The organism is Paenibacillus tundrae, from assembly GCF_030812775.1.
Classification (GTDB): domain Bacteria; phylum Bacillota; class Bacilli; order Paenibacillales; family Paenibacillaceae; genus Paenibacillus; species Paenibacillus tundrae_A.
In genome coordinates this window covers 62,574-84,163 of record NZ_JAUSTI010000004.1, presented here as the reverse complement: position 1 = coordinate 84,163, position 21,590 = coordinate 62,574, and the positions used below count along the sequence as shown (strand labels likewise).

Genomic DNA, 21,590 nt, shown 5'->3' with positions numbered 1-21,590 from the left:
ATCATCAAAAAGTTCCATGTTCGATGCTGAGATGCCCCTCAGGCATCTTTCGTAATCAAAAGCAGATTCTCTTATAGGGAATTGATGTAGCCTTTGATGGATGATAGCAACTGCGAGTTACTCTTCACATAAGGCTTGAAGTCGAGCTGATCGAGATTGGATACTAAAGCGGACAGTTCATCCTCATTTTGAGCAACCGAAATGTATCCTTTGTCTTGAAATACTTTGGCGATCTCCAACTGATGATTATCCACATGCTCCCCTTGATCCTTGCGCCTAGGCATGACGATGACCTTTTTGTTCATCTGTAGTGCGCTAGTGATCACCCCTACCCCTGCGTGGGACAGAACAAATTCACTTTTGGCAATATGATCATTCATCTCTTCCTGATTAAAAAATGGCTTGTGCTGATAATGGCGAGGCTTATATTCACTGTAACCTGATTGGACAAGCACGTCTGAAGGTAGCTTCCCTTCTTGAATTAGATTGTCGACAGCTTGCAAAAGCCGGTTGAATTGGAATCGCTGTGTCCCAAGCACGACAAAGATCAAAATAATGCCCCCCTATACTTCGCCTTCGGATAAGCCTCCTGCAACGTTTCCCATTGAATATAGAATTCATCAGCAAATTTATAAATCAATCTGCCCGTTAACGTTGGCGAATATATTTTGGCATAACTCTCTACATAGACTAGCTTCGCTCCCATCAATTTCCCGAGCAAGCACAACGGATATACCGCTCCGGCTCCTGTCGTAATCAGAACTTTAGGCCGTTCTTTCAGAAGAATGAACAGTGACGTCATGATGTTCCGAAGAACGATAAATATAAACCATATATTTTTGCGTTCCTGTTGCGATAGGAAATAGGTTCGCTGGGAGAGACTCAGCTTGCTGCTCGCCTCGCTCTTCTCCGTTACCAAAAAGTAATCATGATCCTCGACAGCAGGAACCAGATTCAATAATTGATTCAGATGACCACCTGTCGAACTAACCAAACAGACTTTCATTGCAAGATCTCCTTTCGAGGGGCTAACTTCGGTAGTTCTTCAGGTTCAGGGCTCTGCTTGCTGCTCGTCAGATATAACGAATTCAGATACACACAGAAGGGAGCAACCAAATGCATCGTAGATAACGTATTGTCAAAGAAGGAATACACCAAGAAACCTAAAATCATTCCCAAAAAGTACGGTTTCACCAGGGAATTTAAACGACGATACACTTTCAGATACACGAAGAACAACGCACCAAAGAACAGGAGCGCTCCCACAAATCCACCATCATAGTAGAATCGAATGTACTCATTATGCGGAACAACAAAGCCGGAAAAGATACTTCCATCGTTCGCAACTAGCGCCGAGCCAAGTCCTTGACCAAAGACAGGGTGTTCATTCGCCCTATTCGTAAAGAAAGCCCAGGCGGAATCCCTGCCAGACAGTCCCTTGCTCTCCTGCCTTAACTGATAATTCTCCCACTGAGCAAAGACCATCACGGTCACTGCTGCCATAAATAAAACAACTGGAATTAAGGCGCCAACTTTACCCTTGGCAAACTTCCGCACATGATCGAATAAATACATGCACACAATGGGAATGAGTGCGATTAGAGGACCGCGGGTTCCCGTCTGAATCAATATAATAAAATGAGATAGCGTCAGCGCATAATTCAAAATAATGTGGTGTTTATTTCGAATTTCGATAAGACATACACAGATGGAGATAAAACATAACATCCCCAGATGTGCTGCTATGTTGGCTCCTTGCAGACGATTCACACCCGAAATCTCGAAGCTCACAATCGACAGCATTCCCATCTGCTGCATGATGAAGCCAGCGACCAAGCTAAACACCGGGAGCCAGGCAAGAACCCGTATGATCCTCATATTAATTTCCTTGGAGAAGTTAACCATCAATAGTAGAAATGGCACAACTAATCCCAGAAAGGACTTAAAGGGATCAATTGGGCTCATCTTGTCAGGCATATCCGATAAAAAATAACTTTGCACAAAGAGATAACCAACTGCTAGAGCAGGATAGATCATTTCCTTCCTGAAACCGTATCTTAGAAAAATAGGCAGGATAAAAAACAGAATTAATAACTTGTAGAATGACGAGGAATCAAAGCCCATCACTTGCATTTTCAAAATTTTGTCCACAGATAATGAGAACGTCCCGACCACAACAAAATAGACCCAGCTAGGATGCTTCATATATACACCTAGCAAGATCAGTGCCATCAATGCCATTACCGCAACAATTGGTACGTAAATAGCGAGGCTAATAATAAACACTGAGGCAAAAACAAGATATAACGCACCAAGTTTAGAAGAAGCAAAGAATGCTGCTTTTTGCATGTTAGCTATGCCACCTCAGAGCCAGAATCGTATTTCAACCTTAGTATCGTTTGAAGCTAAACGCTCATATCAAAATGCATCCTTAGAACCAAGCAACACTCTGAATGTTTTTAATATGATTTTGATGTCCACGAAAATATTGCGCTCACGGGCATAGGTCAGATCCAGCTCAACCATTTCATTAAAACCAACACTGTTCCGGCCACTCACTTGCCATAGTCCCGTGCAGCCTGGAATCATTTTGAGACGTTGTCGGTCGTAGGAAGTGTAATTCTCGACTTCTCTCGGAAGTGAAGGTCTTGGACCTACCAGACTCATTTCCCCTTTGAGTACATTCCATAACTGTGGAAGCTCATCGAGACTGGTTTTGCGAATGAATTTGCCGATGCGCGTAATTCTAGGATCATTTTTCATTTTGAACATGTTGCCGCCCACTTCATTTTGATCCATCAGATTCTCTAGCAAATCTTCAGCATTTACGACCATAGATCTGAATTTGTACATATGAAATTCCTTACCGTTCAGACCTACCCGAACTTGGCGAAAAAAAACAGACCCCTTAGGGGCCTCAATTTTAATAAGTAGTGCTATTACAGCAAACAGCGGACATAACAGGATCAAACCTATGAAAGAGCCGAGAAAGTCGAGCATTCTTTTCATAAGCAAATACACTTTATCTGCTTCAAGTCCATGGGCGGCCGTCGTTGCACTGTATCCTAGGCCTTTGTCTATAACAATCTCCGCTTCTTTTGTTTGGGGAGATGGACTCATTCAAACTCCCTCCCAGCGACGACTTGCTCAACAGACTGTTTCTCCAGAATCAACTGTAAAGCATGTAACATCGGTAATTTCAGCTCTGGGTTTTGGAGCGCGAAGTCAATGGTCGTCAATATGAATCCCAACTTCTCGCCCACGTCGTATCTGATTCCCTCGAAATCGTAAGCATACACTCCTTGTTTCTCATTTAGTCGTTGAATCGCGTCAGTTAATTGAATTTCTCCCCCTTGCCCAATCTCTTGTTCTTCCAAAAAGTCAAAAATCTCTGGATTCAGGACATATCTTCCCATGATCGCTAGATTGGATGGTGCCGTCCCTTGTGCTGGCTTCTCAACGAATTGAAGTACCTCAGTCAGACGTCCGTCCGATCGTAATGGATCAACAATACCGTAACGTTCGGTTTGTTCAGGTTGAACCGTTTGAACACCCACCACGGATTGCTGAACCTGGTCATATTGATCAATGAGCTGTTTGGTGCATGGAACGTCCGAGACAACAATATCATCTCCCAGTAACACCGCAAAAGGTTCGTCACCGATAAAATTCCTTGCACACCACACCGCATGACCAAGCCCCTTGGCCTCTTTTTGCCTTATGTAATGAATATCCACATTGGATGATTTGCGTACCTCCTCAAGCAGGCCTAATTTCCCCTTTTCGAGCAGGTTGTGTTCCAATTCGAATGCATTGTCAAAATGATCCTCAATCGCCCGTTTCCCCTTACCTGTAACGATAATGATGTCTTCAATACCAGAGGCAATGGCTTCCTCAACGATATACTGTATAGTTGGTTTGTCCACAATAGGGAGCATTTCTTTAGGCATAGCTTTCGTGGCAGGCAGGAAACGTGTTCCCAGACCAGCTGCGGGAATGATCGCTTTTCTCACTTTTTTCATAAATACCACCCTATCCTCTTTTTTTAAAGTTTGTTGAATCGTTAAAAAAGGGGCATCGAACCCAACCTCACGTCATACCTCTGACGATTAACGTCTAAGGTTCACCGAACCCACAGCATGACCGAGTGCCTACAGTGATAAAGGTGCAGTAGACATTACCTGTTCAATCAAAGCGTATTACTTCTCTCCGTAATAGCTGACCGAGTTCGATGTCGTTTTGATATTGTTCAGAATGGCACCTAGAATTCGTGCATTCACATGCTCAAGATGAGCCTTCGTTTTCTTCACCAGCTCTTTCTTGACCTTGCCTGAGTTCACCACCAGCAACACACCGTCGCAGAAGGAACTTACAATCAGTGCGTCCGTTACAGCGAGCACCGGAGGTGTATCGAACATGATGACATCGTATTTCGACTGTAAATCATTCATTAGGTTCTTCATCCGATTAGAGCCGATCATCTCTGACGGGTTAGGCGGGATCGGGCCGGATGTAAACAGCTGGAGATTCTCGATATAGCTGTCGCGCAGAACCTCATCAACGTCATATTGATTCGATAAGACACTGCTGAGTCCGATATGGTTAGGTACCGAAAATACTTGATGAAGAGATGGATTTCGCAGATCGGCATCAATGAGCAGAACTTTCTTGCCTTCTTGTGCATAGGTCACAGCTAAATTACTAATAGTGGTGGTTTTCCCTTCACCAGACTGTGCCGACGCAACCATAATTGTTTTGATATGACTATCAATAGAAGAAAACTGGATATTGGTACGTAATTTGCGGTAGCCTTCTGAGATATGAGACTTGGAATTGAAATAAGTCACCAGATTATTACTTTCATTGGTTAACCGTGACATATTTTCCATCCCCCACTTTCTGCTGAGATACAATGTTTTTGCTGCCCTTCACATCGTCTTTTTTCATTTTGGAAATGACGGTTAATACCGGAATGCCCAGTTCCTTTTCAATTTCGGACTCTAATTTGAACGTATCGTCCAGATAATCCATAAGGAAGACAAGCGCAATCGCAAGAACCAATCCTGCAAACAAGCTGACGATGATTGTAAGTGTGGTTTTCATATTAATTGGTGCCGCGTTGCCATTGACGTTGGCTTCACTAAGAATGGCTACGTTATCGATTTTCATAATGAGGGGAATTTGTTCTTGAAATACTTTGGAGATTGCATTCACCGTTTTTGCGGCATTTTCGTAGGTAGTCCCTTGTACTGTAATGTTCATGACTTGGGACTCGCTTGCGGTTGTAACGGAGGTTCTGCTGATTAGCTCAGCGGTAGTTACCTTTAAGTCAGGATACGTTGTTGCTACTTTCTCCATAATGGCCGAAGATTTAATGATCTCCTTATAGGAGTTAATGAGCTTAATGTTGCTCTGAATCATACTGAAATCCATCATAGCTCGACCTTCAACATTGGATGTTTGGTTCACGATCAGCTTGGAACTTGCCTCATAGATTGGTTGTGTGAAGAAAATACTCTTAACTCCAGCACCCACCCCAGCAATCAGTGCAATGGCAACAATCAACCACCATTTTTTTTGCAAAATGCGGAAATATCCCTTCAGTTCCACCTTCACATTCCTCCTATACGTTAGTGTCCTATATGTAAGCATGTTGCATGATTCTGGGCTCAACCCCACTCCGAGCTACCAGAGGAGCATGCGGAGCTTGCGGGGATTAAACCGAGTAATAATCGGTTCAGAGTTATATAGAATGAGGGAAGCATTTTCCGCTATCTGCCTGACGGCATCCATTCCAAAGTATTGCTCAATCATTTTGTTACCTTCAATAACAGCAAACGTTCTTTGACGTGTATCATGAGCATCTGATGAAATGAAATGAAACCCGTTTTCTTTGCAAAAATGAAAACACCATTTCTGAACTTTTCGACCGAAAAGTCCTGTGAAGGATTGAGCCGTGAGTTGACACAGCACGCCTTGCTTCAAATAATCTGCAAGCAGCTTCGGCTTTTTCAGCAAGATTAGATTACGTTCCGGATGAGCAATAATAGGTGTGATACCGGCTACCCGAAGTTCATGAAGGATACCGGGAAACTGCGAGGGAATGGAGCCAAAAGGCAATTCCAGCAACATGTAGCGACTCCCGGCGAGTGTGCAGCATCTACCTGCATAGAGATCTCCAATCAGTGTGTCATGCACTCTGATCTCCTGTCCGGGATGGATATCCAATCGAATGTTGCGTTTGCGAAGCTCTGCATGGAGCAGATCTACTGCCTGATTGACAACGATCGGTTCGTTATTGTAGCGCCCGTTCAGGTGATGCGGAGTTGCAATGATGGAGGTTATGCCAGCAGCAGCCGCTTTCTCGGCCATTGCGATGGACTGTTCCATATGGACAGGGCCATCATCAAGACCAGATAATATGTGGCAGTGCATTTCAACCATATCCAAACTTCCTGAAATAGTATGATCCCCCTTGCCCCTTTATTCATTGCGCAATTGCTTTTGGTGTTAAAGAACTAATGCATAACGCTATGAAATATAGTAAAATGGCGTTAAGTACATGCATCTTTTCGAATATATTTCCTTTTTATATGGTAAAATTAATGTAATGATAGGTTTTCTGCACCGTTGGTTGGGTCGATAACTTCTCATACAGAACACGAGATACCGCCGGAAATTGAACATCACGAAGCATAGTGTTTAACTGTCCTGTTATATATAGTTTCTGTTCTTGCTGAATATGCAACTTGGAATGATACAATGTGAGTCCTCCAAAAGGATGTTTCCATTCGGGTACAGCCTGGAGTCGTAAACACACATGGTAATCTTCCACATCTAAACCTATCAACATCTCGGATGATATGGGTAAGACCAAATCACTCAGGAAGCTGATCTCCCTTGTATCCATTCCAAGGAGTAGAACGGGACGACGTTTGCGGTTGAAGGCTTTACCCTTAAACTCCTGGATATACATATGGACATTTAACTCTAAATCAGCCCATTCCTGAATCAATGAGTTCATGGCTTCATTCCTTTTAGAATGGATTAGCAACACATTCGTTGCCTGACCTCCCTTCTCACAGGTATACAGATCTGGCAACGAGGAGATACTTAAAATATTCCAAATGATACATTTTGTAACTCCATACGTCCAATTTACGATACAAATTGTATCATGTCAAGCAGTATTTGGACATGGTTCTTTTGATTTACGACAATATGAGATGTCCTTAGACAGACCTACATTGCAATATTTTCACTGTCTTTTTACATGACAATGGTTGTATTAATCTGGTGCGGTCGTATCATTTTTGCAGGAAAGCTGCCCTGATCAAAAAATAGCTCAGGATTGTTTCGATATATATTTGACATGGCGTTCAGGGGGAAATGGCTTATGAACTACGGGAATCGCATTGCTGAATTAAGGGAACAGCGGGGACTTACTCAAGAAGAACTTGCGAGCTCCATCCATATTACCCGGGCTGCACTCTCCCATTATGAGAAGAACCGACGCAAACCGGATTTTGAAGTATTAACAAGGCTTGCAGACATATTTGGCGTATCCATTGATTATCTCATTGGGCGTACGAAGCAGAGTGATATGGTAATGGATGAGGACGTTCGGGAATTTGTTGATTCTCTTGAATTATCGGATAAGGAAGTGTTGGAACGCTTCGGCCTGATGATCGACGGTAAACCCTTGACCGAAGAAGAGGCACGTCGTTTTATTGCCTTTGTCCGTATGGAACGTAGTATGGATTAGAGCATTCAGTTTGCAAAAGAAGACCCAGTACCGAAAAAGCAATTTATCGGTTTCTGGGTTTTTTCTTGTCTTTAGTTCCCTCCATTTCATTCATATCTAGTTCTAGTCAAGGACGTATGTTGTTGACGGAGGATATGTAATCGTTCCAACGCTCTGGGTCGATTCCGCATTGCAGTAAAACTTTTTTGATGTCCATCTCGGTTGCTTCAACGTGTTCACCTTTCGGCTTGCGATCGCCCTTGTTTGGATTTTTCATATTCATTCCCCGGAACCTCTCCTATCTTAATACTTTCCCTGTGCTCCAAAACTAGCCTAATTATACTTGAGAAGCCTCCTCAATGTTGTCGTCTCATGGCGATAGCGTTTTTGGTCGGGGTTCTAATTTTGTCGAAAATAAAATAGGAGCTCTATGAATGCCACAAAGGCAAACATAAAGCTCCTATTAGATGTTGTTTAAAAAGGGTTATTTTGATTACGTAGCATGCCTAAAGGCATGATCAGCGTCGAATATGGAATTCAGCCGAAATAAGCGAAAGCTTACGAAGCTTGTTTCCCTAGGAAACAATTCAGTTGCTCACGTAGTTTGCCTACGCTCCGCTACTCCATTTCTAGCTTCATCCCATCTTCTCGGTACTGAAAACCACCGAACCCTTAACCGCCTGTACGTGCAAGCTCACGCATGTTAGCTTCAAATGCTGCCAATAACGCTGCCTCACCCGTCAGTCCAGTCGCTTGAATACGCTCGATCTGCTCTGTCATACGTTTGAAGTCTTTCGGGATGACACGCACGAACTGATCTACCGATTGCTGCCAGTTCTCCAAGATGCGCTGACCTGCTGCACTTCCTGTATTCGCAACATGGCGTTCAATCATTCCCTGCAGCTCTGCGCTCTCTGCTGAATCCTCAATACGCTCCAACAGTACCATCTCCAGGTTACAACGTTGCAAGAACGTTCCTTCTGGATCATAGATATAGGCAATACCTCCGGACATCCCTGCCGCAAAGTTACGACCTGTATCGCCCAGAACGACGACGCGTCCACCTGTCATATACTCGCAACCATGGTCGCCTACACCTTCAACGACAACTTTTGCTCCAGAGTTACGAACAGCAAACCGCTCGCCCGCGATGCCGCGGATATAAGCTTCGCCACTTGTTGCCCCGTATAGAGCCGTGTTTCCGATGATGATGTTATCCTCAGCGTCGAATGTCGCTTTTGGCGAAGGCATTACAACGATTTTACCACCGGATAGACCTTTACCTACATAGTCATTGGAGTCTCCTTCAACCGTAAGGGTAATCCCTTTAGGAACAAAGGCTCCAAAGCTCTGTCCAGCAGATCCAACAAATTTGAATTGAATTGTATCTTCTGGCAATCCAGCGAGACCATATTTACGTGTTACTTCACTGCCCAGGATCGTACCCACGGCACGGTTCACGTTCGTAATCGGAAGCACAGCCTCTACCGGTTTACCGGATTCAATAGCTGGTCCTGCGAGCGGAAGCAATTGCTGCATATCCAGCGTCTCTTCCAAACCGTGATTCTGATACTGTGTACGATAACGTGCAGAGCCTTCTGGCATCTCAGGCACATGCAGCAATACGGACAGGTCTACACCTTTTTTCTTCCAATGATCTACTGCTTCTACAGTCTCCAGGCAATCTGTGCGACCCACCATTTCCTGAATGGTACGGAAACCAAGGTCAGCCATGATCTCACGAACGTCTTCTGCAACAAAACGCATAAAGTTAACGACGTGTTCTGGGTCACCCATATAGTTTTTACGCAGTTCTGGATTCTGTGTCGCTACACCAACAGGACAAGTATCCATTTGGCAGACACGCATCATGATACAACCCAGAGCAACGAGTGGTGCTGTAGAGAAACCATACTCTTCTGCGCCCAGCAATGCTGCAACAACCAAATCACGACCATTCAGCATTTTGCCGTCTGTCTCCAATACGACACGGTCACGCAGATTGTTCAGAATCAGCGTTTGGTGTGTCTCGGCAAGTCCTAGCTCCCACGGCATACCCGCATGACGGATCGAACCTTGTGGTGATGCACCAGTACCACCGTCATAACCACTAACCAGGATAATGTCAGCACGGCCTTTAGCAACACCTGCTGCAATGGTACCTACGCCAACTTCCGATACCAGCTTCACGTTAATCTCAGCACGTGGATTGGCATTCTTCAAGTCATAGATGAGCTCAGCCAGATCCTCGATGGAATAAATATCGTGATGCGGTGGTGGCGAGATCAAACCTACGCCTGGTGTTGATCCACGAACCTCAGCAACCCACGGGTATACTTTACGTCCTGGCAATTGTCCACCTTCACCCGGTTTTGCTCCTTGCGCCATCTTGATCTGAATCTCGTCAGCATTAACCAAGTAATTCGAAGTAACACCGAAACGTCCAGATGCCACCTGTTTGATTGCACTACGACGAGAATCACCGTTGCTATCTTTAATGAAGCGAGCTGGATCTTCTCCACCTTCCCCTGTGTTCGATTTACCTCCGACACGGTTCATAGCAATTGCAAGATCTTCGTGTGCTTCTTTACTGATTGATCCGAAGGACATCGCTCCCGTTTTGAAACGGCTCATAATGGATTCTACGGACTCTACTTCTTCCAAAGGAATTGCGTTACCAACTGGTTTCAGTTTCAGCATCGAGCGAATGGTCAGCAATTGATCATTCTCACCTTGAACCAATTTGGAATACTTTTTGTACAATTTATAATCGCCAGTACGCACTGCATGCTGCAGGGTATGGATTGTCTGTGGATTGAACAAATGTTCTTCTCCATCATTGCGCCATTGGTAATCACCGCCGGAATCCAGCACCTTATCGTTACCGTCTTTTTCCGTGAAAGCACGATGATGATGCGTCAATGCTTCCGCCGCAACCTCTTCAAGCCCGATTCCCCCGATACGGGAAGGTGTCCATGTGAAGTAACGATCAACGAAATCGGATTGCAGACCCACTGCTTCGAAAATCTGCGCTCCACGATACGATTGAATGGTTGAGATTCCCATTTTGGACAAAATTTTAATAACGCCTTTAGTCGCAGCTTTAATGTAGTTCTTCACAGCTTTCTCATGCGAGATACCACGCAGCAAGCCTTGCTGGATCATGTCATCCAATGTTTCGAATGCCAGATAAGGGTTCACGGCGCTCACGCCATACCCAAGCAGCAATGCATAGTGATGAACTTCACGCGGTTCAGCCGATTCAAGCAAAATACTAACTTTCGTTCTTGTACCTTGACGGATCAAGTGGTGATGCAGTCCTGCTACAGCGAGCAATGCAGGAATTGCTGCATTCTCCGCATCCACACCGCGGTCAGAGAGAATTAGAATGTTATGACCTTTGTCGATGACACGGTCTGCTGCTTCAAAGAGCAGATCCATTGCTTTACGAAGTCCCTCTGCTCCTTCTTTGGCTGCGAAGAAGATTGGAATTGTCATAGAACGGAAGCCTGGGCGACGTACATGACGGATTTTGGCAAAGTCTTCATTAGACAATACCGGTGTGTCCAGACGAATCTGACGACAGCTCTCCGGTTCAGGATTCAACAAGTTACGCTCTGGTCCAATCGTAGTTGCTGTAGACGTTACGATCTCTTCACGAATCGCATCGATTGGCGGATTGGTTACTTGAGCGAACATCTGTTTAAAGTAATTGTATAAACGCTGTGGACGATCCGAGAATACAGCGAGCGGTGCATCATAACCCATGGAACCTGTTGCTTCCATACCTGTTGATGCCATCGGCTCAAGTACTTTGCGTAATTCTTCGAACGTATATCCGTACGCAAGCTGAAGCTGAGTCACATTATCATGTTTTGGATCAGGTAGCTCCGGTGCTTCTGGCAATTCATTCAGATCCATCAAGTGCTCATCTAGCCATTCCTGGTACGGATTCTCGGCTGCAATTTGCGCTTTAACTTCCTCGTCGGAAATAATGCGTCCTTGCTCTGTATCGACTAACAGCATACGTCCTGGACGTAAACGGTCTTTGTATAGAATTTCTTCCGGTTCAATGTCTAATACACCAACTTCGGAAGATAGGATGATTCGGTCATCCTTCGTTACATAATAACGTGCAGGACGAAGTCCATTACGGTCGAGCGTTGCACCGATCTGCAAGCCGTCCGTGAACGCCATTGCTGCCGGTCCATCCCAAGGCTCCATCATCGTGCTGTGATACTCGTAGAATGCCTTTTTGGCAGGATCCATTCCCTCATCTGTGCTCCATGGCTCAGGAACCATCATCATGGCTACGTGTGGCAAAGAACGTCCACTCAGATAGAGGAATTCAAGTGTGTTATCAAACATCGCTGTATCGGAGCCGTCCGGATTAATGATCGGCTTTACTTTGGAGATATCATTACCAAAAGTTTCGCTCTCGAACAAAGACTGACGAGCATGCATCCAGTTCACGTTACCACGCATCGTATTAATCTCACCGTTGTGGATCATGAAGCGATACGGGTGGGCACGTTCCCAGCTTGGGAAGGTGTTCGTACTAAAACGAGAGTGAACAAGAGCAATTGCTGATTCCACAGACTCTTCTTGTAAATCCAGATAGAACTGTCCAACTTGTTCCGTTGTCAGCATGCCTTTATATACAATTTTGCGACAAGACAAGCTTGGCAGATAGAATGATCCGCCCTCTTTCTCATCCGCAGAATAACGAATAGCAAGCTCAGCGCGTCTACGAATAACGTAAAGTTTGCGCTCGAATCCAAGCTCATCCTTTACTTCGGCAGATCTGCCAATGAACACCTGACGTACATATGGCTTCGCCGCCAATGCAGAACGACCAAGCATTTCATCATAAGTAGGCACATCCCGGAAACCTAAGAATGTCTGACCTTCTTCTTCAATAATCTTCTTGAGACTCTCCTCATGTGCGTGACGAACTTCAGCATCTTGCGAAAGGAACAGCATGCCCACGCCGTAGAATCCTGGTTCAGGCAATGCAAATCCGAGGCGTTCAGCTTCCTGTGCAAAATAGCGATGTGGGATCTGAATCAAAATCCCGGCTCCGTCGCCGGAATTCGGCTCGCTGCCCTGTCCTCCACGGTGCTCCATATTACTGAGCATGGTCAGTGCCTGGCTAACGATATCGTGTGAAGCTTTTCCTTTAATGTTGGCAACAAAACCCATTCCGCATGCATCTTTTTCGAACTGTGGGTCATAAAGACCTTGTTTAGGAGGTAATCCGATCTGTCTCATGGAACGCAACCTTTCTATAATGAAGTATTTCGGAAAGATCAAGAACATAGGCAACAAGCAACAATGAAACGGGAGGAGCGGGCTAATTAACGCAGCCTGCTGAATAGAGGTGACAGCCATCATCTGTCATAGTTTAAAGCATTGCGACTGAGGCAGCCGCTATTTGAAAGTGGACTGACCGAACGATTCGGTAAACAGTCTAATATAACAACACGTAGCCGCTGGCACGACCACTCATTATGAAGCGACGTTTTTTTGATATAGTTCTATTATTTTAACACCGACCTAACATCAGCGCAATTTAAACTTTTTAATACCTCTGATAAGAAATGTTTTGCAGTACAGCTTTAGTGTGGTGACGTTTAAATTCATCTCTTTTTCGAATAATTATACACATTTTATGATAGAGTACAACTGATTTTATCTGCTGACAAAAGAAAATCATTCCATATGGGGCGTGTGTTTCAGCCACATTTAGTCAAATGTAAAATCCTAGTAAGCCTCCTTCAGCCTTCTAGCATGCATTTGTATACAGAAAGAGCCTACCACCCATTTTTGGGCAGCAGGCTCTTTGCACTATTTGACTACTATGTTGCATAATTTTGATACTGAACTACAAACTTTATTTTTTATAAATTCGCACTTCTCTATGCTTTATGCAGTCACAACTTGACCCGATTCGACCAATTCAACTTCCTTTTTCGGCTTTCTGCCGTTCCATAGGAAGAAGGCAAGCGTGAGCAGGATGGAGACTCCAGCATAGATCGCCAAAATTCCAGCTTGATGCCACATCACATCAAAGTTACCGCTAGATACAACCGCCTTGAAGCCCATAATGCTATGAGTCATTGGCAGCCAAGGACTGAACGCTTGCAACCATGATGGAATCAGCTCCACTGGGAACGTTCCTGCACTTGCCGCGAGTTGGAAGACCAACAGCAAGATGACTACATAACGTCCTGGCAGATCAAGCCATGTTACAAGTGCCTGCACAATCATCATGAAGGTTAGGCCCGTAATGATCGTGAACAGGTAGAACAGTGGTACACTGTGTGTCTCTAATCCAAGTCCATACAACATGAAGCTTGCTACAATCACGGACTGGGAGACGCTCATCGAACCAAAGACCAGTGTACGGCTGACGAATCGACTCCATCCAGATGCACCTGGCACGGATGTATCACGCATTTTCAGTACAATCGTTGAGATCAGAGATCCAACAAACAATCCGATTGATAAGAAGAAAGGCGTCAATCCTGTACCGTAGTTTGGCACAACCTCTGCTTCATTCTCCGATGAGTTCACCGGTTCAGCGAACATATTCACAACATCATCGGTTTTCTTCACTTCAGACGTTTTCTGAGCAGCATCATTCAATTTCGTTGCCAGCTCATTCGAACCATCCTTCAACTCGGACAATCCATCGGCAAGCTTGCCTGCACCATCACCGAGTTGTTTGGAACCGTCCGTTAGGGAGGATACGCCTCCGCTTAATTTACCAACGCCCGTTTGCAAAGCGCTTGTGCCTGTTCCAAGTTGTTTGACACCACTCGCCAATTGCGCACCACCGTTTGCAGCCTCGCTGAGCTTACCTGTAAATTGTTTTAACCCATCTGAAAGCTTAGAACCCCCATCAGAAAGTTGGCTCGCACCTGCGAGCAATTGCTCTTGTCCGCCCACAAGCTGACCTGCACCTGCAAGCAGTTGCTGCTGACCTTCATGCAGTTGCTCTGCTCCGGTAGCCAGTTGTTGGTTACCTTCATGCAATTGACCTGCACCCTGTGCGAGCTTCTGCTCACTCTCATGTAGCTGCGCACTGCCATCGGCAACTGCCTGACTTGCTGCGAGCAGCTTCTGCACATCAGCACTCTCGGCTAGCTCTGGATTTGCGGCAGCAAGCTGCTTCAATCCATCGGCAACGCCTTTAGCCCCATCTGCAACCTGTCCACTTCCGTCGACAGCCGACTGCAATCCTGTAGCTAAAGCACCACTACCTTGAACTGCACTTTGCAGACCCTCTGACAATTTAGCGCTACCTTGTTCGGAGGCTTGCAGCCCTGTTTGCAGCTTACTTGTACCATCCAGCGACGTTTGCAGACCAGCTGCCAGCTTGTCGCTACCCTCTTTCAACTGATCAGCTCCGCTCTGAAGCTGTGTTCCGGCTGCGGTTTGAAGCTGCTGTAGGCCAGAAACCAAGCTTGAAGTACCTGTCTCCAACTTCGTAGCTCCGGTATGAAGCGCATTGACACCGTCTGTCAAAGGTGAGAGCCCTTCTTGTAGTTCGATCGTTCCTGATGCAAGCTTAGCCAAATTATCTTTGAGCTTCACAGCACCATCATCCAGCTTGCCTGCACCGGTATTCAGCTCGCCAGCACCGTCTCCAGCTTCAGCAAGTCCATCTGATACCTCTGAGAACTTATCAAGCAATGTCTCCGCATAAGCCTCTGTCACTTTAGCTGATACTTTCGCCTTCAGATCCTTAATTGCCGTCTTACCAATCTGAGCACCTACGAAGCTATAGTTACCATTAGGTTCATAGATGAGGTCTGCAGGTTTAGGTTGATCATCCAGCAATGTGGTAGCCTTTGATGAGAAATTTTCAGGAATCGTAATTTGCATGTAGTACTTATCGTCCTTCATACCTTGCTGGGCTTGAGCACTATTGACAAATTCCCATTTAAAATCTGCATTTTTCTTCAACTCATCCACGAGATCTTCCCCAATGTGCAAGGACTTCCCTTCCAGCTCAGCCCCTTTATCGAGGTTGACTACTGCGACAGGCATCTGATCCACATGACCATATGGATCCCAATAGGCCGCTAGGTAGATACCACTATACAGAATCGGAATAAACATAATGGCGATAACGGGGATCAATACCTTCGGGTTTCTCACGGCCGATCCCACATCCTTGAAAAACACGGATAACGATTTCATGTCATTTCTCCCCTTGTCTCTGCTAATCAGCAGGAATTCCTTGTAATGTAAACATTGGTTGTGAAAAAGTAAATTTCTGAAATAACGTATGACCATTTTCCTCAAACGGTCAATTTAGAGCAAAAAAAACAACCTGTCTTCCGACAAGCCTCACCGTCGTACCATTTAAGTAACAACAGCAATTCCTTCCATTAAGAAAAGGCGAAAGTAGCTTTTGATCTGTTCCTTGCTAAGTGGCTCATGTTGCTTATTCCAATCCGACGTTAGGGCAATGTATAATCGAATCATCATAAATGACACGACCTGTGGATCGCAGTCGCGAATTTCGCCTGATGCCTTAGCCTTCTCTAACTCACGTGTGAGAAAGTCCGAAATGACCTTTTCCACTTTATCCAGACCTTCTTTGGCCTGAAGTGTACCGAAATCCTTTAGCTCTTGAGCAAGTTTCACCAACAGATCGTGATCCCGTCTGAATTCCAACAATGAGTCCAGGACGCGGAACAGATTCTCAAAAAACGCACTTTCCTGATGAACTTCACGATGAGCAATGTTCTTCATCTCCTGGATGACATCCACCAAAATCTGATCAAACAACTGCTCCTTATTCGTAAAAAACGTGTAAATCGTTCCTTTGCCCACATTCGCAATTTTGGCTACCTGATCCATCGTGGTCGCCTTATATCCGAACATGGCGAACGATTGCGCTGCCGCTTGTATCACCTGCTGTCTCCGGTCAATCGGAGCCATCATATCTCCTCCTTTATTCCATGATCGTCCTTTAGGAATTGACCAAAAATACATTTCGGTCATTCGGTCAAAAATTACAATACCACCTTTGAAAAATGATTGCAACCCTAAAACTAAAAATTTGTGTTAATATTTTTTAACCGAAATGCAGTGGAAACTACGAGGAACGTCGTCTATAGTGTATGATGATTCCATCAACGCGAATGAAACGGAAGTTATATGTCTCAGAACTCTTCATCTTGTGTAATTATCTAACGAATAAAAAAACATGATTTTCCGCCTCGTTGTATATTCTTGTAGTATCGCAACGTTCCGGCAAAATCTACTTACACTGATTTGAATTTAAATTTATGAATAAAGGTGAACTCATGCGAAAACCAAGAGTGCTCTTATTATCCGAAGGTTTCGGCACCGGTCACACCCAAGCCGCCCATGCACTGGCAAGCGGAATTAAGAAAGTAAGTCCACATATCCATAGTCGAGTGATTGAGCTCGGTAAATTTTTGAATCCAACGGTAGCTCCGTTAATTTTCTCTGCATACCGCAAAACATTGTCTGTGCAGCCCAAACTTGTCAGTTTGTTATACCGCACGCAATATAACAAATCACTGAACGGTTTTACGAAATTAGCGCTACACCGTATTTTCTATACGCAAACGGCGCAGGTCGTAGCTCAATTGAAGCCAGATGCCGTCATCTGTACCCACCCATTTCCGAATGCGGTCATTTCTAGGCTTAAGCGCCAAGGACTTGATGTTCCTTTATATACCGTCGTTACCGATTACGATGTCCATGGAACATGGATCAATCCAGAGGTGAACAAATATCTGGTTTCTACCCCACAGGTAAAAGCATTGCTAGAGATTAGAGGGGTCGAACCGTCCCGTATTCAAATTACGGGCATTCCAGTGCATCCCGACTTCTGGGAGGCAGGAGATAAAGCCACGTTAAGACAGGAGTCTGGGCTTAAGGATATGCCTACAGCTCTACTAATGGGTGGAGGCTGGGGACTTTCTTTTGACGAGGAACATATGAAGGCATTAACCTCGTGGGCAGACCGTGTGCAGCTTCTCTTCTGTCTCGGGAGCAATGAAAAGATGATAGCCAAAATGAAAGAAATGCCCTGCTTCCAGCATCCAAACATTCGGATCTATGGGTACACCCGTGAAGTCAGCAAGCTGATGGATGTATCCGATGTGCTAATCACGAAGCCTGGTGGCATGACATGTACGGAGGCACTGGCGAAAGGATTGCCTATGCTGTTTGTTCCTCCCCTTCCGGGGCAAGAGGAAGAAAATTGTGAATATTTCGTACAAGCCGGATATGGGCAGGTCATTCATTCAGCAGAGGTCATTTCGAAACGATTTGGCGAATTATGTGATCAACATTCTGCTCAGACATCGGCTGAGGAACAGCCTAGTAGCGCTAAAATCACCAAGTCAAAATCAACTTACGATCCTACATGCTGCGCACAGGCTGTCCATGACTTATTATTTCCAACGACTACGGAACTTACAAACACTCCTAAGGAGCGTTTTACAGCAGGAATCACTGCCACGCCGCTGTCAGGTACTAGAATCCCATTCTAAGCCCTCTATACCCCTGTAGATTCGTTCTACGAGGGTCGTACTGAGGATAAGACGAGTTATATGATCTCATTTGACTTCATCTAGCCTATTTCTCTCGAATTACACCATGCAAAAAAGGTTCCCTCCACAAGTTGGAAGGAACCTTTTTTATTTCGATCATTTTATCGTATGATTTTCCATATAAAAGGGTAATTTAAAAGTAATGATCTTTCAAAACTACGAAATAAACCAGGACAATCCGGCTATTTTTGGTCACCAGTGAAGCTCACATAGTTAACTAGCCTGCCTGTTTGCAGAATTATCGGCACGATTAGCACCTTTTTGAACCGACCTTTGATTAATTAACACATCCAGCTTGTTTTACTTGTAAAATGTATGATGACCGATTGTTTTTACCTTTTTCTGTGAACGAGCCACTGTCAGATCATCCGCAAGCGTCAATGATAAGAAATAATACGTATCATCGGCTACTTCCTTCTTCCCGTTCAATGCTGCATTCACGGCCTTAATGCTGTCCTCATTCGGAACAACGCGTTTTAAACGTCCGTTAGCTACAGGACTAAACTGAGATTTCTGATAAATTACTTTGTAAATGGAGTCGGGAAAATTGGCTGACCGCAGCCGGTTTAAGACAACATTGGCAACTGCCACTTTGCCTTCGTACGGTTCACCTTCCGCCTCTGCCATGACGATTTTTTGCAGCAGAAGCACATCTTTATCAGACACACTGTATGACCAGGAAGCGAGCTTCGAGTCCGCCTGGTTCAGAAGTTTGGTCCGCGTAAAGTAAAGTTTTTTGGGGGGAGTTGTAAGCGCAGCTGCTGCTTTGGCTTTCTCAATCTTCGCCAATTTCACTGCTGCTTCTTTCTTAGCTTGAGCTGCCGCGGCTGCTCTTGCCTTATTTTTGGCTCTAGCCTCTGCTAGCTGTTGCTCTTCCTGAGCAGAAACAAGCCAATTTTTGGCCGGATGCGTGTTAATCCAGTCTGCATTCGAAGCAGACGTATCCTTAGACAGACTTGTCCCGTCTTGCAGCATTCGCCTATCCTCGTTTGAAGAAACTGCCCCATTATTCACAGACGCTGTGAGCTCAGTCATCTGCTTACTATCACTATCCTCATTCCACTTCCCAGTCGCCTGGACTACATTAACCCCCACTATACACACAAGCAGCACAGATAACATCGGTGCTACCCAACGATTCTTGCTTATAATATCCATTCGAAGATTCCTCCTAGTCGCAACAATTCCCTAATCTAAGTAACCCAAAAAAAAGAATTTGAATAACGATGGCTAATATTACATAGGGAACAACGTAATGTCAATGTGATTATATGGGATATAAATCATTTTCCGGAAAAAGAAAACGTCTCCACAATCTCATACATCGGGCTACGGCCAAGCCTCGTCACATAAAGCACAAAATCCTCCACATTCCATGAAAGTGTTCCAGTAGAATGTTCTGGAAGCACCTCAATAATTCCTTTATTTTCATTTCCAGGGACAACTCCCAGGAACTTTCTAGCGATTGTAATATGAGGTCGGTAGGGTCTCAACTCCGCTTTATATCCCAGCTCTGATGTCGCTTCTACAATTCGCTTCTGCAACAGATTCAAACGATCCATTTCTCCGCTAACACCTCTCCACAACACTTTTGGCGTCTGCTCCAGTCCGAATGTACCCCAATCGGTAATTTGCAACGAAAAGGATTGAACTTCTGCACTGACTTCACGAAGCGCCTTCCGAAGATGGCCCATATTACTTACAAGTGTATCTCCCAGAAATTGCAAAGTGATATGATAATCTTTGTGATGAGTCCACTTGCGAAAATCGAGTTTGCTTTGCGCAAGCCTTGCATCCATTTGCAGCGTTTCCTGAATGGAATCAGGAAGGCGAATGGCTGTAAACAGCCTTTCTTGTTGCGAATGGTGATTAACATGCGAATCATTATGGTTACGATAGTTCATCGGATACACCCCTCTAAAGTTCGTTTTATTATTTCACAGTCATACCTATTGTTTCAAGTTGGGTAAATAAATATATATATCCAACTAAAAAATGTTGCACTGACGAATTCGATGCCAGAATGCCTTAGAGGTAGCCACCTACCCACTTGCTCTTTCTGCACATCAACTTCAAATCTGCTACACTTGATGTTACAAGTGAATAAAACTTAGGAGGTTACATATCATGGGTAAAATTGTATGTTTTCCAGCACTGTCTGAGGAACAGCAACAACGAATTTTGGACGCTGCACCTGGTTATACCTTGAACGTTGGCAAAGCCAAAGACATGGACAAGGCAGAGCTACAAGAAGCTGAAATCATTCTTGGCTGGTCTCCTCTCATTACAGAACATGTACTCAAGAAACAAGGCTCCTTGAAGTGGATTCAGGTCTGGTCTGCCGGTGTCGATAACCTGCCATTCTCTGATCTGAAACAACAGCAAATTCAAGTAACCAGTGCAAATGGAGTCCACTCCATTCCAATTACAGAAATTATTTTGGGCATGATGTTATCTCACAGTCGTTGGTTGAGACAAGCGATGCTATACCAACAGCAACGTGAGTGGAAAGCACCTGATCAGCCTCTGCCTGAATTACATGGAAAAACAGCTGTCATTGCTGGTGTAGGAGAGATCGGTAGTGAAACAGCTCGAATTCTCAAAGCGTTAGGCATGAACGTCATTGGTGTGCGTCGCTCCGGTAAGGATGTTCCTAATGTTGATCGGATGTATGACATGTCCGGTTTACATGAAGCCTTAGGGCAAGGTGACTATGTCATTAACATTCTGCCACTGACGGATGAGACGAAGCATCTCTATAACGAGGCTGCCTTCGCACAATTTAAACCAGGTGCCTGCTTCATCAATGTGGGACGAGGTCCTAGTGTGAAAACCGATGCGCTTCTAGATGCTCTAAATAGCGGTCACCTCGCCTTTGCCGGTCTGGATGTATTTGAGGAGGAACCACTCCCTTCAGAACATCCTCTGTGGGGAATGGACAATGTATTAATTACACCGCATATTGCAGGGAGCACAGAAGCATACAAGGATCGCGCACTCGATATTTTCCTAGAAAATTTAGAGGCCTACCTTGCTGGCAAATCCCTCCCTCGTAATCCAGTAGATTATGATCATCAGTATTAAATCATCCAATCATTTCTATGCATAATTGTACAAATAACAGAAAACCTCCACTCCGGAATACATACTTTTCCAGGATTGGAGGTTTTCATTTTCTATAATTTTACTTTATTTTACATTATCTTTAAAGAAATTTAATATCAGCAACTGTAATAGTTTCC

The 21,590-nt window shown here is 44.7% G+C and carries 18 protein-coding genes; 3 read left to right on the top strand and 15 right to left on the bottom strand.

Going from position 1 to position 21,590, the window contains the following annotated elements; translation table 11 throughout:
* Positions 1 to 71: 71 nt before the first annotated feature.
* From pssE to J2T19_RS08575, 9 genes are all read right to left on the bottom strand, one after another.
* A complete protein-coding gene (pssE, locus tag J2T19_RS08615) occupies positions 72 to 551 on the bottom strand; it encodes a PssE/Cps14G family polysaccharide biosynthesis glycosyltransferase (protein ID WP_307214751.1) in 480 nt (159 codons plus the stop codon).
* The gene (gene pssD / locus J2T19_RS08610; protein WP_307214749.1) at positions 548 to 1,006 is read right to left on the bottom strand and encodes a PssD/Cps14F family polysaccharide biosynthesis glycosyltransferase; all 459 of its coding nucleotides are present in this window, start codon (positions 1,004 to 1,006) and stop codon (positions 548 to 550) included. Before pssD ends, pssE begins: the two co-directional genes overlap by 4 nt.
* On the bottom strand, positions 1,003 to 2,349 hold the full coding sequence (locus J2T19_RS08605) for an O-antigen ligase family protein (protein WP_307214747.1): 1,347 nt from the start codon (positions 2,347 to 2,349) through the stop codon (positions 1,003 to 1,005). Before J2T19_RS08605 ends, pssD begins: the two co-directional genes overlap by 4 nt.
* Before the next feature lie 69 nt (positions 2,350 to 2,418).
* Positions 2,419 to 3,120, bottom strand: coding sequence for a sugar transferase (locus tag J2T19_RS08600; protein ID WP_307214745.1), 702 nt, complete (start codon positions 3,118 to 3,120; stop codon positions 2,419 to 2,421).
* Positions 3,117 to 4,022, bottom strand: a complete 906-nt coding sequence (gene galU, locus J2T19_RS08595; protein WP_307214741.1) for a UTP--glucose-1-phosphate uridylyltransferase GalU — start codon at positions 4,020 to 4,022, stop codon at positions 3,117 to 3,119. Before galU ends, J2T19_RS08600 begins: the two co-directional genes overlap by 4 nt.
* Before the next feature lie 177 nt (positions 4,023 to 4,199).
* A complete protein-coding gene (locus J2T19_RS08590) occupies positions 4,200 to 4,880 on the bottom strand; it encodes a CpsD/CapB family tyrosine-protein kinase (protein ID WP_307214739.1) in 681 nt (226 codons plus the stop codon).
* Positions 4,861 to 5,610, bottom strand: a complete 750-nt coding sequence (locus J2T19_RS08585; protein WP_145050962.1) for a YveK family protein — start codon at positions 5,608 to 5,610, stop codon at positions 4,861 to 4,863. The genes J2T19_RS08590 and J2T19_RS08585 overlap by 20 nt, the downstream gene beginning before the upstream one ends.
* Positions 5,611 to 5,685: 75 nt before the next feature.
* Positions 5,686 to 6,444, bottom strand: a complete 759-nt coding sequence (locus J2T19_RS08580; RefSeq protein WP_307214736.1) for a tyrosine-protein phosphatase — start codon at positions 6,442 to 6,444, stop codon at positions 5,686 to 5,688.
* Positions 6,445 to 6,589: 145 nt separating this feature from the next.
* On the bottom strand, positions 6,590 to 7,024 hold the full coding sequence (locus J2T19_RS08575; protein ID WP_307214734.1) for a hypothetical protein: 435 nt from the start codon (positions 7,022 to 7,024) through the stop codon (positions 6,590 to 6,592).
* A gap of 372 nt (positions 7,025 to 7,396) precedes the next feature.
* On the opposite strand from J2T19_RS08575, the gene J2T19_RS08570 reads away from it, so the two are divergent.
* The gene (locus tag J2T19_RS08570) at positions 7,397 to 7,765 is read left to right on the top strand and encodes a helix-turn-helix domain-containing protein (RefSeq protein ID WP_056694267.1); all 369 of its coding nucleotides are present in this window, start codon (positions 7,397 to 7,399) and stop codon (positions 7,763 to 7,765) included.
* A 106-nt stretch (positions 7,766 to 7,871) separates the two neighbouring features.
* On the opposite strand, the gene J2T19_RS08565 is transcribed toward J2T19_RS08570, so the two are convergent.
* From J2T19_RS08565 to J2T19_RS08550, 4 genes are all read right to left on the bottom strand, one after another.
* Positions 7,872 to 8,021, bottom strand: coding sequence for a hypothetical protein (locus J2T19_RS08565; protein WP_307214731.1), 150 nt, complete (start codon positions 8,019 to 8,021; stop codon positions 7,872 to 7,874).
* Between the two features lie 395 nt (positions 8,022 to 8,416).
* Entirely contained in the window at positions 8,417 to 13,015 is a 4,599-nt protein-coding gene (gene gltB, locus J2T19_RS08560) for a glutamate synthase large subunit (RefSeq protein WP_307214729.1), read from the bottom strand.
* A gap of 654 nt (positions 13,016 to 13,669) precedes the next feature.
* A complete protein-coding gene (locus J2T19_RS08555) occupies positions 13,670 to 15,952 on the bottom strand; it encodes a YhgE/Pip family protein (RefSeq protein ID WP_307214727.1) in 2,283 nt (760 codons plus the stop codon).
* A gap of 165 nt (positions 15,953 to 16,117) precedes the next feature.
* The gene (locus J2T19_RS08550) at positions 16,118 to 16,699 is read right to left on the bottom strand and encodes a TetR/AcrR family transcriptional regulator (RefSeq protein WP_145051265.1); all 582 of its coding nucleotides are present in this window, start codon (positions 16,697 to 16,699) and stop codon (positions 16,118 to 16,120) included.
* 368 nt (positions 16,700 to 17,067) lie between these two features.
* Here J2T19_RS08550 and J2T19_RS08545 point away from each other — a divergent pair, with 368 nt between their 5' ends.
* Positions 17,068 to 18,288 carry an MGDG synthase family glycosyltransferase gene (locus tag J2T19_RS08545; protein ID WP_307214724.1) on the top strand — a complete coding sequence of 407 codons (1,221 nt, stop codon included), beginning with the start codon at positions 17,068 to 17,070 and terminating at the stop codon, positions 18,286 to 18,288.
* A gap of 360 nt (positions 18,289 to 18,648) precedes the next feature.
* Here J2T19_RS08545 and J2T19_RS08540 read toward each other — a convergent pair whose 3' ends face one another.
* Both J2T19_RS08540 and thpR read right to left on the bottom strand, forming a co-directional pair.
* Complete coding sequence (locus J2T19_RS08540; protein WP_307214722.1) at positions 18,649 to 19,506, bottom strand: cell wall hydrolase; 858 nt, start codon at positions 19,504 to 19,506, stop codon at positions 18,649 to 18,651.
* A gap of 125 nt (positions 19,507 to 19,631) precedes the next feature.
* Positions 19,632 to 20,252, bottom strand: a complete 621-nt coding sequence (gene thpR, locus J2T19_RS08535) for an RNA 2',3'-cyclic phosphodiesterase (protein ID WP_307214720.1) — start codon at positions 20,250 to 20,252, stop codon at positions 19,632 to 19,634.
* A 223-nt stretch (positions 20,253 to 20,475) separates the two neighbouring features.
* Between thpR and J2T19_RS08530 the strand changes: the two genes are divergently transcribed.
* On the top strand, positions 20,476 to 21,432 hold the full coding sequence (locus tag J2T19_RS08530) for a D-2-hydroxyacid dehydrogenase (protein ID WP_307214718.1): 957 nt from the start codon (positions 20,476 to 20,478) through the stop codon (positions 21,430 to 21,432).
* Positions 21,433 to 21,590 lie beyond the last annotated feature (158 nt).

What these genes read in the sequence shown, in the direction of transcription:
- pssD (WP_307214749.1), bottom strand. Translation starts at nt 1,006, where the DNA reads ATGAAAGTCTGTTTGGTTAGTTCGACAGGTGGTCATCTGAATCAATTA.
- J2T19_RS08600 (WP_307214745.1), bottom strand. Translation starts at nt 3,120, where the DNA reads ATGAGTCCATCTCCCCAAACAAAAGAAGCGGAGATTGTTATAGACAAA.
- J2T19_RS08530 (WP_307214718.1), top strand. Translation starts at nt 20,476, where the DNA reads ATGGGTAAAATTGTATGTTTTCCAGCACTGTCTGAGGAACAGCAACAA.
- gltB (WP_307214729.1), bottom strand. Translation starts at nt 13,015, where the DNA reads ATGAGACAGATCGGATTACCTCCTAAACAAGGTCTTTATGACCCACAG.
- J2T19_RS08550 (WP_145051265.1), bottom strand. Translation starts at nt 16,699, where the DNA reads ATGGCTCCGATTGACCGGAGACAGCAGGTGATACAAGCGGCAGCGCAA.
- J2T19_RS08555 (WP_307214727.1), bottom strand. Translation starts at nt 15,952, where the DNA reads ATGAAATCGTTATCCGTGTTTTTCAAGGATGTGGGATCGGCCGTGAGA.
- J2T19_RS08565 (WP_307214731.1), bottom strand. Translation starts at nt 8,021, where the DNA reads ATGAAAAATCCAAACAAGGGCGATCGCAAGCCGAAAGGTGAACACGTT.
- J2T19_RS08605 (WP_307214747.1), bottom strand. Translation starts at nt 2,349, where the DNA reads ATGCAAAAAGCAGCATTCTTTGCTTCTTCTAAACTTGGTGCGTTATAT.
- J2T19_RS08540 (WP_307214722.1), bottom strand. Translation starts at nt 19,506, where the DNA reads ATGGATATTATAAGCAAGAATCGTTGGGTAGCACCGATGTTATCTGTG.
- J2T19_RS08590 (WP_307214739.1), bottom strand. Translation starts at nt 4,880, where the DNA reads ATGTCACGGTTAACCAATGAAAGTAATAATCTGGTGACTTATTTCAAT.
- J2T19_RS08570 (WP_056694267.1), top strand. Translation starts at nt 7,397, where the DNA reads ATGAACTACGGGAATCGCATTGCTGAATTAAGGGAACAGCGGGGACTT.
- thpR (WP_307214720.1), bottom strand. Translation starts at nt 20,252, where the DNA reads ATGAACTATCGTAACCATAATGATTCGCATGTTAATCACCATTCGCAA.
- J2T19_RS08580 (WP_307214736.1), bottom strand. Translation starts at nt 6,444, where the DNA reads ATGGTTGAAATGCACTGCCACATATTATCTGGTCTTGATGATGGCCCT.
- J2T19_RS08545 (WP_307214724.1), top strand. Translation starts at nt 17,068, where the DNA reads ATGCGAAAACCAAGAGTGCTCTTATTATCCGAAGGTTTCGGCACCGGT.
- galU (WP_307214741.1), bottom strand. Translation starts at nt 4,022, where the DNA reads ATGAAAAAAGTGAGAAAAGCGATCATTCCCGCAGCTGGTCTGGGAACA.
- J2T19_RS08575 (WP_307214734.1), bottom strand. Translation starts at nt 7,024, where the DNA reads ATGAACTCATTGATTCAGGAATGGGCTGATTTAGAGTTAAATGTCCAT.